At 68.7% G+C, this 15,281-nt stretch carries 14 protein-coding genes and 1 riboswitch; of the genes, 4 read left to right on the top strand and 10 right to left on the bottom strand.

Annotation, left to right across the window (positions count from 1 at the left end):
- The first annotated feature begins 4 nt into the window (after positions 1-4).
- Positions 5-865 (top strand): bifunctional hydroxymethylpyrimidine kinase/phosphomethylpyrimidine kinase, encoded by an 861-nt coding sequence (thiD, locus tag BMY35_RS02855; protein WP_093195465.1) that lies wholly within the window; start codon positions 5-7, stop codon positions 863-865.
- Here the strand turns inward: thiD and BMY35_RS02850 are convergent.
- On the bottom strand, positions 810-2,156 hold the full coding sequence (locus BMY35_RS02850; RefSeq protein WP_093195464.1) for a purine-cytosine permease family protein: 1,347 nt from the start codon (positions 2,154-2,156) through the stop codon (positions 810-812). The genes thiD and BMY35_RS02850 overlap by 56 nt on opposite strands.
- Positions 2,157-2,232: 76 nt before the next feature.
- Positions 2,233-2,333, bottom strand: a riboswitch (TPP riboswitch).
- Between the two features lie 198 nt (positions 2,334-2,531).
- Here BMY35_RS02850 and BMY35_RS02845 point away from each other — a divergent pair.
- Positions 2,532-4,430 (top strand): adenylate/guanylate cyclase domain-containing protein, encoded by a 1,899-nt coding sequence (locus tag BMY35_RS02845; RefSeq protein WP_093195463.1) that lies wholly within the window; start codon positions 2,532-2,534, stop codon positions 4,428-4,430.
- On the opposite strand, the gene BMY35_RS02840 is transcribed toward BMY35_RS02845, so the two are convergent.
- The 3 genes from BMY35_RS02840 to BMY35_RS02830 are packed head-to-tail and all read right to left on the bottom strand — an operon-like array spanning position 4,404 to position 7,629.
- Positions 4,404-5,384, bottom strand: a complete 981-nt coding sequence (locus BMY35_RS02840) for a PDR/VanB family oxidoreductase (RefSeq protein ID WP_093195462.1) — start codon at positions 5,382-5,384, stop codon at positions 4,404-4,406. The genes BMY35_RS02845 and BMY35_RS02840 overlap by 27 nt on opposite strands.
- Positions 5,381-6,616, bottom strand: a complete 1,236-nt coding sequence (locus BMY35_RS02835; protein WP_093195461.1) for an aromatic ring-hydroxylating dioxygenase subunit alpha — start codon at positions 6,614-6,616, stop codon at positions 5,381-5,383. The genes BMY35_RS02840 and BMY35_RS02835 overlap by 4 nt, the downstream gene beginning before the upstream one ends.
- Positions 6,613-7,629, bottom strand: a complete 1,017-nt coding sequence (locus BMY35_RS02830; RefSeq protein ID WP_093195460.1) for a Bug family tripartite tricarboxylate transporter substrate binding protein — start codon at positions 7,627-7,629, stop codon at positions 6,613-6,615. The genes BMY35_RS02835 and BMY35_RS02830 overlap by 4 nt, the downstream gene beginning before the upstream one ends.
- Before the next feature lie 86 nt (positions 7,630-7,715).
- Here BMY35_RS02830 and BMY35_RS02825 point away from each other — a divergent pair, with 86 nt between their 5' ends.
- Positions 7,716-8,654: a LysR family transcriptional regulator gene (locus BMY35_RS02825; RefSeq protein WP_093195459.1), complete on the top strand. Its 939-nt coding sequence runs from the start codon at positions 7,716-7,718 to the stop codon at positions 8,652-8,654.
- Here BMY35_RS02825 and BMY35_RS02820 read toward each other — a convergent pair.
- Entirely contained in the window at positions 8,641-9,384 is a 744-nt protein-coding gene (locus BMY35_RS02820; RefSeq protein ID WP_176947492.1) for a TetR/AcrR family transcriptional regulator, read from the bottom strand. The two genes, BMY35_RS02825 and BMY35_RS02820, sit on opposite strands and share 14 nt — an antisense overlap.
- A gap of 112 nt (positions 9,385-9,496) precedes the next feature.
- Between BMY35_RS02820 and BMY35_RS02815 the strand changes: the two genes are divergently transcribed.
- Positions 9,497-10,801 (top strand): aspartate aminotransferase family protein, encoded by a 1,305-nt coding sequence (locus BMY35_RS02815; RefSeq protein WP_093195457.1) that lies wholly within the window; start codon positions 9,497-9,499, stop codon positions 10,799-10,801.
- Here BMY35_RS02815 and BMY35_RS02810 read toward each other — a convergent pair whose 3' ends face one another.
- The 5 genes from BMY35_RS02810 to BMY35_RS02790 form a co-directional block, all read right to left on the bottom strand.
- Positions 10,802-11,884, bottom strand: coding sequence for an NAD(P)/FAD-dependent oxidoreductase (locus BMY35_RS02810; protein ID WP_256228075.1), 1,083 nt, complete (start codon positions 11,882-11,884; stop codon positions 10,802-10,804).
- Positions 11,842-12,171 carry a ferredoxin FdxA gene (gene fdxA / locus BMY35_RS02805; RefSeq protein ID WP_093195456.1) on the bottom strand — a complete coding sequence of 110 codons (330 nt, stop codon included), beginning with the start codon at positions 12,169-12,171 and terminating at the stop codon, positions 11,842-11,844. Before fdxA ends, BMY35_RS02810 begins: the two co-directional genes overlap by 43 nt.
- A 44-nt stretch (positions 12,172-12,215) precedes the next feature.
- Complete coding sequence (locus BMY35_RS02800) at positions 12,216-13,556, bottom strand: sulfate adenylyltransferase subunit 1 (RefSeq protein ID WP_093195455.1); 1,341 nt, start codon at positions 13,554-13,556, stop codon at positions 12,216-12,218.
- Between the two features lie 115 nt (positions 13,557-13,671).
- Positions 13,672-14,613 carry a sulfate adenylyltransferase subunit CysD gene (gene cysD / locus BMY35_RS02795; protein ID WP_093195454.1) on the bottom strand — a complete coding sequence of 314 codons (942 nt, stop codon included), beginning with the start codon at positions 14,611-14,613 and terminating at the stop codon, positions 13,672-13,674.
- 44 nt (positions 14,614-14,657) lie between these two features.
- Positions 14,658-15,278 (bottom strand): phosphoadenosine phosphosulfate reductase domain-containing protein, encoded by a 621-nt coding sequence (locus BMY35_RS02790; RefSeq protein ID WP_093195453.1) that lies wholly within the window; start codon positions 15,276-15,278, stop codon positions 14,658-14,660.
- Positions 15,279-15,281: the final 3 nt, after the last annotated feature.

Genomic DNA, 15,281 nt, shown 5'->3' with positions numbered 1-15,281 from the left:
CGGCATGACCCAAGGCAAGACCCAAGAGCCCACCCAGCGCTACGCACGCGTGCTTTCCATTGCCGGTTCCGACAGCGGCGGCGGCGCCGGCATCCAGGCCGATCTCAAGACCTTCGCGGCCCTGGGCTGCTACGGCATGACGGCCATCACCGCGCTGACCGCGCAGAACACGCTGGGCGTCTCGGGCATTCACGGGGTGCCGCCCGACTTCCTCAAGGCGCAGATCCAGGCCGTGGTGGAAGACATTGGTGTCGATGCCGTCAAGCTCGGCATGCTGCATGCGCCCGAGGTGGTCGAAGTGGTGGCCTGGGCCATCGACCGCTACCAGCTGAAGAACGTTGTGCTCGACCCCGTGATGGTCGCCACCAGCGGCGACCGCCTGATCGCGGCCGAGACGGTGCAGGTGCTGGTGCGCGAGCTGTTCCCGCGTGCCGTGGTCGTCACGCCCAATCTCGACGAGGCCGCCTTGCTGGTGGGCCATGCCATCGAAGGCATCGATGCGCTCGACGGCGCGGCCGACGAACTGCTCGGGCTCGGCGCGAAGGCCGTGCTGCTCAAGGGCGGCCATCTGCCAGGCAACGAGGTGGTCGACGTGCTGCTGCAGGCCGGCGGCGACCGCCGGCGCCTGGCTTCCGCGCGCATCGAAAGCCGCAACCTGCACGGCACGGGCTGCACGCTGTCGTCCGCCATCGCCGCGCACCTTGCACTGGGCGCGACGCTGCCCGATGCGGTCGAGCGGGCGCGCGCCTACATCCTCGGCGCGATGGCCGCGGGAGCGAACGTGAAGATCGGCGCGGGTCATGGCCCCCTCAACCACGGCTTTGCGCCAGTGCCGACGCACCGCCTTGCGCTGAAGGCCGGCTGAGCCACGCGAGCGCGAAGGTCGCGGCCAGCGTCGGCAGCGCGGAGCCGAACTGCGGCGCCCACTTCGCGAGCGCGTGGTAGGCCGCGATGCCCGCGATCCAGATCAGAGCCGCGCCGAAATCGACCTTGCGCCGTGTGCCTTGCGGCGACACCGCCTCGCCGCTGCCGAGCCGGCCGATGATCACGCCGTACAGCGGCACGAACACCGAACTCAGCAGCAGCAGGAAGGGCTCCAGCGTGTGCATCGGCAGCACCAGCGCCAGCGCGATGCACAGGGCGGCCAGCAGCAGGCCCCAGCGCTTCACGCTCCAGCGCGGCAGCAGGCTGTGCGTGGAGACAGAGCCCGAGTAGACGTCGCCATACGCGTTGTCGAGTTCGTCGATCAGGATCAGGCCCAGCGCCACGAGGCCACCCTGCGCCAGCAGCAGCGCGGTGACGAGGCCCGTGCCCGGCTCGGCCACGCTCACCACCATCACGCCCAGCGCGTAGCACCAGACGTTTGCCACTGCATAGCCGATCCAGGTACCGCCGAACGCGCCACCGAGCCCGCCCGTGCTGCGCCTGCCGTGCCGAGCGTAGTCGGCCACCAGCGGCAGCCACGACACCGGCATCGCGATCACCAGGTCGAGCGCGCTGAACATGCCCATCGTGCCGTCGCCCTGGCGTGTCCAGAAGGCATCCAGCCCCTTGGCCTGCAGCTGCGTCGCGAACTGCCACGTGAGCCAGAGCAGCGACAGCACCACCAGCGGCAGGCCGAAACGGCTCACGAAGCGCCGCACCAGCTTCACCATCGAGCCCGCGAGCAGCGCCAGCAGCACCGCGCCCCACAGCAGCGTGGTCAGCACGCCGCCCCAGAAGCTGCCCAGGGCCGGGCCCACGACCGTCTGGCCGATGGCCTGGGTGCCTTCGCGCATCACGACGAGTTCGAAAGTGGTCCAGCCCACCAGCTGAACGATGTTGAGCAGTACCGGCAGGCGCGCGAAGGCGCTGCCGTAGGTGGCATGCATGAGCCCCGCGCTCGCCAGTCCGCTCTGGCAGCCCAGCCGCGCGGTCCAGGCCAGCAGGCCGGCGCCGATGCAGGAGCCGAGCACGATGGCGATGGCGGCGTCGCGCGTGCCCACGGCAGGAACCAGGTAGGCGCCGATCTGCATCACGAGCAGGCCCACGCCGAGGCTGAACCAGAGCGAGGCATGGTCGTGCCAGCCGAATACACGCTGGGAAGCGGAAAGCGGAGTCAGCGCTTCGTTGGAGACGGCTGCGCTGTCGGCGCTGTCGTTGTTGTCATGTGCCATCCGTTTGCTCCAGTGCAAAAGGTTTGGCAGGTGGGCGAGGCCCCAGTGGCGCGGCTTTCACGCGAGAAGGCGTGAGAGGCCACCGGACCAGCTTCCCTGCGCGAGGATTACCTCAATCAGGTTCAAAGGGACTTTCTCAGCCGGTCGGCAAGCCGCCCAGCACCCCTAGCAAGTGCGCCCCGGGAACCCGCGGCGCGGGCCGAAGTTTACCGCTGCCGGGAAGCCGCAATGCCAGGCGTGCCTTTGCAGGGCAGGGAAAACCCGGGGGCGAGGAGGGGCGGGGCGAGAATCGTCGCGAGCAGAAGAACGACCAACAGAAGAAACGGGAGCGCATGCCGATAAGCGAGCAGGAAGAAAAATTGGAGAGGAACTTGCATGGCCGATGACGATTTCGAGGGCCCCCGCCTGCGCCGTTTCAGGGTCGACGTAGGCACCATCATCTGCGCCGTCGCGCTGGTGCAGTCGCTGCTGCTGGTGGCGTTCGGCTACTGGGCCGCCGAGAAGCTGGTGTCCAGGGTGGGCACCGCCGCGCACAAGATCAATCACGACCGCGTCGAGGACAACGTGCTCGCCTTCCTCGCCAAGACCGAGGGCGTGATCCGCTCGATCGCCGATTCGCCGAGCGTTCATGCGACGGGAGAAGACGGCGAGCAGACCGCGGAGATGCTCTGGACCATGCTCGAGCAGACCCCGGAGCTCGACAGCATCAACGTCGCCACCGACGACGGCCACGTGCTGATGGCCGTGCGCTACCCGGTCCCGGCCATCCGGCAGGTGCTGCGCGGTCCGGAGTTCAGCACCGAGACCTGGCAGTACAAGAGCTCGCCCGATCTCGACGGCGGCGATGCGAAGCAGCGCTTCGCAACGACGGCCATCTCCGCCTACCGCAGCGACTTCGACCCCGAGAAGCGCACCTGGTACCTGGAGGCCATGAAGGCCAAAGGCCCGGTGTGGACCGAGCCCTTCCTGATGAGCGATGCGCAGGAGCTCGCCATCGGCCATGCGCGGCCTTCAGGGCGTGTCGACGACGAAGGCCACAGGCGCGGGCTCGTGGTCGACGGCAACGTGTCGTTGGGGCACCTGTCGAGGCTGGTGCGAATCTTCGGCGCGTTGGGCAGCGGCGAAAGCGCCTTGCTGAGCTCGGACCATCATGTGGTCGCGCGCAGCGACCATCCCGAGCCGGTGCGCGAGCTGGAGTCTCCCGACACCGGTGTGCTCGGCGCCATCCACTCGCACATGCTGGCGACCAGCACCGCGGGCGGCGCCGACGACCTGGCCTTCTCCATCGAGCACGAAGGGCGCCGCTACCTCGTGCAGACCTCGCACATCCCGCATACCCGCTGGCAGCTCGTCAGCTGGGAGCCCGAAGAGCAGCTGCTCGGCGGCCTGCATCGCTCGGTGCTGTGGTCGCTGCTGCTGACGGTGAGCTTTCTCGGGCTGGCGCTGTTCATTTCGCTGCGACTGTCGAAGCTGGTGACCGGGCCCATCGAGAACCTCTCGCGCGTCGCGCGCCGCATCGGGCGGCTGGAGCTCGACAACCTGCCGATCGAACCCAGCCGTGTGCTGGAGATTCAGCACCTCAATCAGGCGCTGGACGAGTCGGCGCGCAGCCTCAAGGCCTTCAGCAAGTTCGTGCCGGTGGACATCATCCGGCAGCTCGTGGCCGAAGGGCACGCGCTGGGGCCCAGCGGATCACCGCGCCGCATCACCGCGATGTTCACCGACGTCGAGGGCTTCACCAGCATCTCGGAGTCGATGCCGGCCGACGTGCTCGTGAGGCAGCTGACCGAGTATTTCAGCCTCGCCGCCGGCATCTTCGCGCGGCACGGTGGCGTGATCGACAAGTTCATGGGCGACGGCATCATGGTGCTGTGGGGAGCGCCGACCGAGCTGGACGAGCCCGAATATCGGGCCTGCCTGGCGGCACTCGAACTGCATGCGGAGATGAATGCGCTCAACGACAAATGGCGCAGCGAAGGGCTGCCGGAGTTCCGTACGCGCGTCGGCATCCATACCGGCCATGTGATCGCGGGAGTGCTCGGGTCGAGCGACCGCCTCTCCTACACCGCCATCGGCGACGCGATCAATGCGGCCAGCCGCATCGAGGGTGCGAACAAAGAGCTGGGCACGCGTACGCTGATCTCGGAGGCCACCTTCGAAGGGCTGGGCGGCAGGCTCGCCACGCGCCGCATCGAGGAGCTTGCCGAGCTGCGCGGCCGGCAGACGCGGATGGTGCTCTACGAGCTGCTACAGGTCGAGCACCAGCCGGGGTGAGCGGGCCCGCGAGCAGCAGGGCAGGAACTGGTCGTTGGCGGCCTGCTCCTCGGGCGTGAGGTAGAGGTCGCGATGCTCGATTTCGCCTTCGAGCACGCGCGTGAGACAGGTGCCGCACACGCCCTGCGTGCAGGACACGGGGATGTCGATGCCCTCGGCCGCCAGCGCGTCCACGACGCTGAGCGAGGCCGGCACGCGCACCACGCGGCCGGAGCTGCGCAGTTCGACTTCGAACTCGCCTTGTTCGCCCGCTGCCGGCAGGGTGCCAGAGAAGTATTCGAAGTGCACCTGCGCGTCCGGCCATTGCAGTTCGCGTGCGGCGGCACGCACTGCCTCCAGGAAGCCCTGCGGGCCGCACACGTAGATGTGCCTGCCGGCCGCCGGGCGTCCGATGGTCGAAGCCAGATCAAGTCGCTGCGCGGACGGTCCGTCGTCATGGTGGAAGAACACCTTGTCCGCGAACGAGCTGGCTTCCAGCCGACGCCGGTAGGGTGCGCGCGCGGCGGTGCGGCTGCAGCAGTGCAATGCGAACCCCGCACCCAGCGCTGCGAGCCGCTGGGCCATCGACAGCAACGGCGTCACGCCGATACCGCCGGCCAGCAGCAGGCTGTGCACGGCGTCTTCGTGGAGCGGGAAGTGGTTGCGCGGCGGGCTGATGCTCAGCACAGAGCCTTCATGCACCGCGTCGTGCATCGCCAGCGAACCGCCGCGCGAGGCGGCATCGCGCAGCACGCCGATCTCGTAGTGCCCGTCCTGCGCGGGCAGGTTGCACAACGAGTATTGACGCACCAGCCCGCCCGGCAGGGCCACGTCGATGTGCGCGCCGGGTGCGAAGCCCGGCAGCCGGGCGCCATCCGCCGAGACCAGCCGGAAGCCGACCACGCCCTCGGCCTCCACCGTCTTGCTTGCCACCCGAACGGCGATGGACTGGCCCGCAGCCGCCACCGCGCTCATTCGCGTACGAGGAAGTTGCCGGCTTCGAAATGCACGGGCGGCGTCGCGGGATCGAAGCTCACGCCGGCCGGGTCGCGGCCCTCGCGCACCGCGTCGAGCTGGCGCTGCAGCAGCCGGCGCAGCATCACGATGCCGCGGTCCGAGCTGGCCAGGTGCTCTTCCGAATGCGCCGTGATCGCGCCCTGGCTCACTTGCGCCTCGTAGTCGCCGGGAAAGGCGCGGTGCTCGGCCTCGGTCAACTCTTCCCACAGCTTGCCGTTCAGCCGCGAGCGCACGCGGGCCAAGTCGCCGGGCGTTTTCACGCGGCCCGCGGTGTAGATGCGGAAGCTGTGGTCGTCGATGGGCAGCACCCAGCCGATGGATTCCACCCGGCCGTAGGCCGCCACGCGCGGGTTCGGCACCACGCGCAGCGTGGGCAGCACCGGGCCGGCCACGCGGCGGAAGGTGCTGCCGTCCTCCGTCTTGCGGATCGAGATGATCTTCACGCCGGTCTCGGTGCTCTCGAAGGTCACGTCGGGCATCTGGCCCATCAGCGCCACGAACTGGGTGCCGCTGAAGCTGCCGTGCAGCACGGGCACGTGGAAGGGATCGGCCACGTTCTCGTAGTGCTGCAGCCAGTTGCACGGAATGATCTGCGGCCCGCCGCCGCCGATGCTGTTGCCGTCAGCCTCGAGCGTCTCGCCTTCGTCCAGTGTCTCCAGGCAGTCGTAGCGCGGGAGCACGGGCTTCTTCTCTGCCGGGCCGAGGTAGGCCCAGATCAGGCCGTACTGCTCCTGCACCGGATACCAGGGCTGGCGCACGCGGCCGCGGCTGCGCGCGCCGCCATCTGGCTCGCAGGGCTGGTCGACGCAGTGGCCCTGCACGTCGAACATCCAGCCGTGGTAGCAGCAGCGGATGCCTTCTTCCTCGACGCGACCGTAGTAAAGCGAGGCGCCCCGGTGCGCGCAGCGCCAGTGCACGAGGCCCGCGCGGCCTTTCTTGTCGCGGAACAGGATCAGGTCTTCACCGAGCACGCGCACCTGGCGCGGCGTGTCCGTGGCGTCGGCTGAGAGGCCGATGGGGTGCCAGTAGCGGCGCAGCAGCTCGCCCATGGGCGTGCCCGCGCCGACCTCGGTCAGTTCGGGCTTGTGGCTGGGCGGCTTGCGGCCGTAGGCAGTGCCGGTGTCGAAGGCGATCGGCTGCCATTCGCCGGGTGCGGAGGAGGGAGAAACGGTGGGTTCGACGGTGCTCATTCGGGAGTGACTCCTGCGGCCTTGATCAGGTCCGCGACACGGGGAAAGTCGGCCTTGTAGCTGGCCCTGAACTCGGCGGGCGTGCTGCCCAGCGGCTCGAATCCGAAGCCGGCCAGGCGCTCCTGGATGTCGGGCATCTTCGTGATCTCGCGAAGCGCGGTGGACCATTCGTCGAGCACGGGCTGCGGTGTCTTTGCCGGCGCGTACACGCCGATCCAGCTGTCGAGATCGAAGCCCGCGAAGCCCTGCTCGGTGAAGGTGGGCACGTTGGGCATCGAGCGCACGCGCTGGCGGCCGGTGATGCCCAGCACCTTGATGCGGCCGGCCTGCGCGAGGCCGCGCGCGGTCGACGGGTTGGCCCAGGCCACGCCCAGCGCCTCGCCGAACATGTCGTTGTGCGCGGCGGCCTCTGCCTTGTAGGGCACGTGGACCAGGTCCAGGCCGTTCTGCCTCGCCAGCAGCTCGCCGAACAGGTGCGCGTTGGAGCCGTTGCCCCAGGTTCCGTACGAGATGCCGGGGTGCGCTTTGGCATAGGCCACGAATTCGCGCACGTTCGAGAACGGCGCCGAGGCGCGCGCGATCAGCATCGGGCCGCCGGTGGCCAGCTGCGAAAGCGGCTCGAAGTCCTTCACCGGGTCGTAGGGCAGCTTCGGCTGCAGCACCACGTTGTTGATGTGCGTGAGCGGCAGGGTAAGCAGCACGGTGTAGCCGTCGGGTGCTGCCTTGGCGACGGTGTCTGCCGCGATGGTGCCGCTCGCGCCGGGCCTGGCCTCGACGATCACCGGCTGGTTCCAGCGGGCCTTGAGCTTCTCGGCGTAGACGCGGGCGATGGTGTCCATCGGGCCGCCGCCGGAGCCGAACGGGACGATGCGCACCACGCGGTTGGGAAAGTGCGGGGCCTGCGCGAAGGCGGGCAGGTCGAGTGTCGCGAGCCCGGCGCCGAGTGCGCCGAGTGTGCCGAGCGCGCGGCGGCGGGTGGCCCCGCCCGGCGGCGAGGGTCTGAACCGATTCATCGTGTGTCTCCAGTCGTGATGTACTTGTGCGCTCGACGATACGGACAGCCCGCCCCATGGGCAATTCGAAGCTTTGAATATGAGATATGGCCCAACGTGATATCCGCAGCCTCGACGTCGGCATGCTGCGGACCTTCGATGCGCTGATGCGCGAGCGCAGCGTTTCGCGCGCGGCGACGAGGCTCTTCCTGAGCCAGCCCGCCGTGAGCGCCTCGCTCAACCGCCTGCGCGACACCTTCGGCGACCCGCTCTTCACCCGCACCGCGCACGGCGTGGAGCCCACAGCCCGCGCGCAGGCCCTGGCCGGGCAGGTGGAGCGCGTGCTGGCCGACCTGTCGGCGATGCTGGAGCCCGGCGAGGGCTTCGACCCGGCGGCCTCGCAGCGCATCTTCCGCATCTCGGGCGGCGACTACGCCAGCCACCTGCTGCTGCCGAGGCTGGCCAACGAGCTGGTGGCCAGCGGCTCGCGCATCCGCATCTACTGGGAGACCAGTTCCTTCCTCACGCTGACCGAGCGCCTGCGCAAGGGCGACTTCGACATCGCGGTGCTCCCGCGGCTGCAGCCACCGAGCGACTGCGAATCGGAGCTGCTCTACGAAGACCGCTACGTGGTCGCCGTGCGCCTGGGCCACCCGACGATGACGCGGCAGGCCACGCTCGACGCCTTCTGCGAGGCTCCGCACGTGTTCCTGGGCTACGGCAGCTCGGCGCTGGACGATCTCATCGACCAGGTGCTGGCGCGGCTGGGGCGCACGCGCACCATGAGCGTGGCGATGACCAGCTTCGGGCAGATCGTCGACCTGCTGGCGCAGACCGACCATGTCGCCGTGATGCCGCTGCGCGTGGCGGAGCGCTTTCGCCACCTGCTGGCGGTGCACCCGCTGCCTTTCGAGCTGCAGGGCTACCGCTCGGTGGTGTGCTGGAACCGGCGCTCCAACTCGGATGCCGGCGTGCTGTGGCTGAAGGACGCGCTGCTGCGCATCGGGCGCGACGCGCCGGCCGAGGGCACCGCTAGCGCGGCCTGAGCCTGCGCGCGAACGCCTCCAGCCCGTCGATGGTGATCTGGATGTGCCGCTCGAAGCTGCTGTCCAGCGGCACCGTCGTGCCGTTGTCCCAGCGCAGGATGAAGGCCTTGTTGGCCAGCTGCGCCAGGTTGCGCGTGAGCACCGGATGGTCGAGCGGGCGGATCGTGTGCACGCGCTCGCGCAGTTCCTCGGCCCAGGCCTGGGTGTTGTCGGCGGGCAGGGGCGAGAACTCCATCGTCAGGAAGCCCAGCATCGCGGCCACCACGCAGTTGTAGGCCTCCAGCAGCGGCTCGCCCTCGAAGCCGGCTTCGGTCAGCGCGGCCAGCACGCCCTCGACCAGCTCCATCGGCAGGCTGCCGTTCGATACCAGCTGCGCGCCCAGCAGCTGTGCCACGTTGGGGTGCCGCCGCACCGCGGCCCGGCAGCGGCGGAACAGCTCGGCGATCCAGTCGTGCCATGCGAGCTTGCCGGGCGGCGGCAACACTTCGGCCATGACGAGCGCCGCAACTTCGGCCAGCAGGGCCTCGCGCGTGCTCACGTGCCAGTGCACCGTGGCCGGATACACGTCGAGCCGTGCCGCCACCTCGCGCATGCTGAAGGCACCCAGGCCGAACTCGTCGATCTGCGCCAGTGCCTCCTCGGCGATGCGCTGCTTCGTCAGGCCGCCGCCCCCGGCTGGGCGGCCGGCCGTACGGGGTTTCTGGACCTTTTGGGGCGAATTCTTCGTCATGGTTGCAGCCATTGTGCTGCAGTCGGGTTGACTGTATAAACAAATTAAATTGAGCATCGATCAATAAATCGCGCTGCAAGCGACGGGCGCACCACCTTCGAAGGACATCGCCATGGCCCATGCCGACATCGACCAAGCCCTTGCAGCCGCGCACGGCCGCTTCACCGAAAGCAACCCGGCCAGCCATCGCCAGTTCGAGGAACAGGCGCGCTACATGCCCGGCGCCAACAGCCGCTCAGTCCTGTTCTACGCGCCGTTCCCGCTGACGATCGCACGGGGAGAGGGCGCCACGCTGTGGGACGCCGACGGCCATCGCTATGCCGACTTCATTGCGGAGTACACGGCCGGCGTCTACGGCCACTCGGCACCGGAGATCCGCGAAGCCGTCGCCGAGGCGATGAAGGGCGGCATCAACCTCACGGGCCACAACCTGCTCGAAGGCCGGCTCGCAAGGCTCATCTGCGAGCGCTTTCCGCAGATCGAGCAGCTTCGCTTCACCAACTCGGGTACCGAGGCGAACCTGATGGCACTGACCGCGGCATTGCACTTCACGGGCCGCCGCAAGATCGTCGTGTTCTCGGGCGGCTACCACGGTGGCGTGCTGGGCTTCGGCGCAAAGCCGTCGCCGACGACGGTGCCTTTCGACTTCCTCGTGCTGCCCTACAACGACACGCAGACGGCACGCGAGCAGATCGACAAGCACGGCCCCGAGATCGCCGCCGTCCTGCTGGAGCCGATGCAAGGCGCCAGCGGCTGCATTCCGGGCCGCCTGGAGTTCCTGCAGGCGCTGCGCGAATCGGCCACGCGCGCCGGTGCGCTGCTGATCTTCGACGAGGTGATGACTTCGCGCCTGGCGCCGCACGGACTGGCGAACAAGCTGGGCATCCGCTCGGACCTGACCACGCTGGGCAAGTACATCGGCGGGGGTATGTCCTTCGGTGCCTTCGGCGGCCGTGCCGACGTGATGGCGCTGTTCGACCCGCGCACCGGGCCGCTGGCCCACTCGGGCACCTTCAACAACAACGTGCTGACGATGGCGGCCGGGCACGCCGGGCTCACGAAGCTGTTCACGCCGGAGGCGGCTGGTGCACTGGCCGACAGGGGCGATGCGATGCGGAAGCGGCTCGATGCGCTGTGCGCCGGGGAGGGCGTCGCGATGCAGTTCACCGGCATCGGCTCGTTGATGAACGCGCATTTCGTGGCCGGCGAGGTGCGCAGCACCGACGACCTGGCACCGGTCGATGCCCGTCTGCGCCAGCTGCTGTTCTTCCATCTGCTGAGCGAGGGCATCTACACCTCGCCGCGCGGTTTCGTGGTGCTGTCGCTGCCGCTGACCGATGCCGACATCGACCGCTACGTGGCCGCCATCGGCAGCTTCATCGGTGAATACAGGGCACAGCTGCCCCGCGCGAGCTAGCTAGCGGGAGCCGGCCACGCCCAGCAGCTCGTGCAGGCGGGTGCTGGTGGTCGTGTACTGCAGCGGCACGGCCTTGCCGGGGAACACGATGGCCGTGGCGCCCCAGGCAGCCAGCGTGGCCTCGTGGAAGCCGCAGACGATGAGCTTCTTCTTGCCCGGGTAGGTGTTGATGTCGCCCACCGCGAACACGCCGCGCTCGCGGGTTTCGTACTTCTCGGTGTCGACCGGCACCTGCTTGCGCTCCAGCTCCAGGCCCCAGTCGGCGATGGGGCCGAGGCGCGGCGAGATGCCGAGGCAGGCGACCAGCGCGTCGAGCGGAAGGTCGACGGTGGTCGCGTCGGGCGTGGTGATCTGGAGCTGCCTACCGTCGAAGGCGGCGGGCTGGCCGACCTTGAAGGCCAGCTGGCCGGCGGCCACGAGGGCGCGCATGGCCGAGACGGTCGCTTCCTCGGCCTGGAAGCCGTCGCGTCGGTGCACCAGCGTGACCTGCTTGGCGACAGCCGTGAGCGCGATGGCGGTTTCGAGCGCGATGTCGTCACCGCCGTTGACCACCACCGTCTGTCCGGCGAAGCGGTCCAGCGAATCGGGGTGATAGAAGAGCGAGCTGCCCTCGAATTGCGCGATGCCCTCGACGGCGATGCGCTTGGGCACGAAGGCGCCGACGCCGGCTGCGATGAACACGGTCTTCGCAAGGAATGCCTTGCCTGCCGACGTGGTCAGCAGCAGCCGCCCGTCGGCCTCGCGCGCCAGGGTGGAAACCTGCTCGCCGAAGTGGAATTGCGGCTTGAACGGTGCCACCTGCTGCAGCAGCGACTGCGCCAGGTCGCGCCCGCTGGTCACCGGCGTGCCAGGAATGTCGTAGATGGGCTTGTCGCCATACAGCGCCACGCACTGGCCGCCGGCGGCGGGCAGTGCATCGACGATGTGGCAGGAGATTTCGAGCAGGCCCAGCTGGAAGGCCTGGAACAGCCCCACGGGGCCGGCGCCGACGATCAGCGCGTCGGTCTCGATCGGAAAAGCGGCAGGAACGACGGGCTGGTTCAGCGCACCAGCTCCCCGACCTTGTCCGTCTTGTCCTTCCACTCCTCGGCGTCGGGCAGGGCGGGCTTGCGCTTGGTGATGCTCTTCCAGCCGTCGGCCTGGGCCAGCTCGGCGTTGATCTTGATGAAGGCGATCTGGTTGGCCGGCAGGTCTTCCTCGGCGTAGATCGCGTTGACCGGGCACTCGGGGATGCAGACCGCGCAGTCGATGCATTCGTCCGGGTCGATCACCAGCATGTTGGGACCTTCGCGGAAACAGTCGACGGGGCAAACGTCCACGCAGTCGGTGTATTTGCAACGGATGCAGGCTTCGGAGACGACGTGGGTCATTTGTTTTTTGGCGTCAGTGGTGAGGTCGGGGAAAACCCGGGATTTTAGGCCTTTGCGGCGGAGGGCTGCACGAGCACGGCAGCGGCGGTCCTGTGGGAGGCCGTATCGACCAGCACGAGGGAGCCCAGGGCACGCGATTGCGTGAAGGGCAGCACGGCCAGCGGCTGCTGCAGCGCCAGCACCACGTCGCCGATGGAATTGGCTTCCAGCTGCGTCGCCGGCTCGGAGTCGAGCGTCGTGATGTTCACGCGGTCGACGATGCGCGCCACCTTGGCCTTCACCCAGCGGTGGCCCTGCAGCGCCCAGTACACACGGCCCGCGACCAGCGGCTCGTCGTCGAGCCAGGCCACGGTGGCGGTGATCTCGCGCACCGGCTCGAAGGCGCCGGGCGCCAGCAGCCAGTCGCCGCGCGACACGTCGACCTCGCGGTCGAGCACGATGCCGGCGCTGTGGCCCGCATGCACCGCCTTGGGCTGGCGCGTGTGGCTCAGCACCTGGGCGACGGTGGCGGTCTGGTTGCTCGGCAGCACGGTCACGCGCTGGCCCGGCTCCACGTGGCCCGAGGCGACGCGGCCCCAGAACACGCGGCGACCCTGCGAGGTGTCTGCAGACGACGAGAACTTCTCGACCCACTGCACCGGGAAGGCGAAGGGCACGGCCTCGTCCTGCGCCGTGACCGGCAGTTCCTCGAGCAGCTCGAGCAGGCTCGGGCCCTCGTAGCCGACCCAGTCGGCGTGGCGCGTGGCCACGTTCCAGCCCTTGAGCGCGGAGATCGGCACGATGCCCGCGACCTTCACGCCGGCCGCTTCGGCAAAGGCGTTCAGCGCGGCCGAGATGCGCTCGAAGGCCAGGCCGGCATCGCCGATGGCATCGAGCTTGTTCACGGCGAACACGATCGACTGCACGCGCAGCAGATGGCACAGCAGCGAGTGGCGGCGCGTCTGCGGCAGCAGCTCGCGCTTGACCACGGTGCCGTCTTCCACCTCGGCGGCCCAGGCCAGCTTGGTCGCGTCGACCAGCACCACGGCGGCGTCGGCGGCCGAGGCGGCCGTGACCATGTTGCGCGTGTACTGCTCATGGCCCGGCGCGTCGCCGATGATGAACTTGCGCTTGGCGGTCGAGAAGTAGCGGTAGGCCACGTCGATGGTGATGCCCTGCTCGCGCTCGGCAGAGAGGCCGTCGGTCAGCAGCGCGAGATCGGTCTCGCCGCCGCGCTGCACGCCAGCCAGCTGGTCCTGCAGCACGGTCTTGCTGTCGACCAGCAGTCGGCCGATGAGCGTGCTCTTGCCGTCGTCGACCGAGCCGCAGGTGATGAAGCGCAGGGCGGTGCCGGTGTCGCCGTGGACGTCGGCGGGCGAGGCGTTGGAAATTACGGCAGCGTTCATTGAGTGGTTCTCCAATTCGTGGAACACCGCGGAACCGGCTTTGCCGGGCCGCTGGTGTTGCCCCCTTCGAGGGGGTGGGCGTAGCGACACGAAGTGCGCGAAGCCTGGGGGTGGGTCAGAAATACCCGTCTTTCTTTCGTTTTTCCATCGAAGCTTCGGACGTCATGTCGTCCATGCGCGTGGCTCCGCGCTCGCTCACGTCGACCGACAGGGTCTCGAGCACCACGTCGCTCGCGTCGGCCGCCAGGCTTTCCACCGGGCAGGTGGTGGTGATGTCGCCCACGGTGCGGAAGCGCACGTCGCGCACCTGCACCGTCTCGCCGTCGCGCGCGGGTGTCAGTTCGGTCACCGGCACCAGCAGGCCGCGGCGCTCGACCACTTCGCGCTTGTGCGTGTAGTAGATCGAAGGCAGGCCGACTTCCTCGCGGGCGATGTACTGCCACACGTCGAGCTCGGTCCAGTTCGAGATCGGGAACACGCGGAAGTGTTCGCCCGGGGCGAGGCGGGTGTTGAACAGCGTCCACAGCTCGGGGCGCTGGTCCTTGGGCTGCCATTGGCCGAAGCTGTCGCGGTGCGAAAAGATGCGCTCCTTGGCGCGCGCCTTTTCCTCGTCGCGACGGGCGCCGCCGATCAGCGCGTCGAAGCGGAATTCTTCGATCGCCTCCAGCAGCGTCACCGACTGGTGCGCATTGCGCGACTCGCCCGGGTGGGCCAGGCGCACGGTGCCGCGCTTCATCGAGTCTTCCACGCTGCGCACGATGAGTTCGGCGCCCAGTTCCTTCGCGCGCTGGTCACGATAGGCCGTCACCTCGGGGAAGTTGTGGCCGGTGTCGATCATCAGCAGCGGATAGGGAATGCGGCCGACGCCGAATGCCTTTTCCGCGCACTTCAGCAGCACCAGCGAATCCTTGCCGCCCGAGAACAGCAGGGTGGGGCGCTCGAAGGCGGCCGCGACTTCGCGCAGGATGAAGATGGTTTCTTCCTCCAGCGCATCGAGGTGCGTGTTGGAAAGGTGCGCGGGCGGCAGCAGCAGATCGGTTTCGGTACGGGCGTTCATCGGAGGATGGGGCTGGATGCGGTTGGTCGGTGCGGTGCAGGCGCTCAGTGCGCGAGATGCAGTCCGCACTCGCGGTTGTCTTCGCCCTTGGTCGGGTCGACGTAGTCGAAGTTGTTGGGCAGGCCGTGCTTCACGCAGTACTCGTGCAGATCCTTGGACAACCAGTGCAGCAAGGGCGCGACCTTGATCAGGCCGTCGGGATTCACGCTGACCGGGTCCATCTGCGCACGCACGGCCGTGTCGGTGGCGCGCAGCGCGGTGAACCAGACCTTGGGCGCTGTCTCGCGCAGCGCGCGGGCGAAGGGCTCCAGCTTCACCTCTTCGGTGAAGGCGGCATGGCGCGGATCGTCGAGCGCCGGCGTCGGGCCTTCCACCGCCTCGCGGTGCGCGCGCGAGCGGCGCGGCAGGTAGATGTGCAGGTCCAGGCCCAGCTGCTTCGTCACCTCGTCGGCGAAGCGGTAGGTGGCTTCGGTGTTGTAGCCGTTGTCCATCCAGATCACCGGCACGTCGCGCTTCACGCGCGTGACCATGTGCAGGATCACGGCCTCGAAGGGCCGGAAGTTCGTGGTGACGATCGCGGGCTGGCCCAGGCCGAGTGCCCAGTCCACCAGGCCTTCCGAGTTGCGGCCGAGTTCGGCGTTGATGCGTTCGAGGTCGATGCTCATCTC

The organism is Variovorax sp. YR750 (assembly GCF_900109805.1).
Lineage (GTDB): Bacteria > Pseudomonadota > Gammaproteobacteria > Burkholderiales > Burkholderiaceae_C > Variovorax > Variovorax gossypii.
The sequence above is the reverse complement of the archived record's forward strand: the minus strand, read 5'-3'. Positions and strand labels throughout refer to the sequence as shown.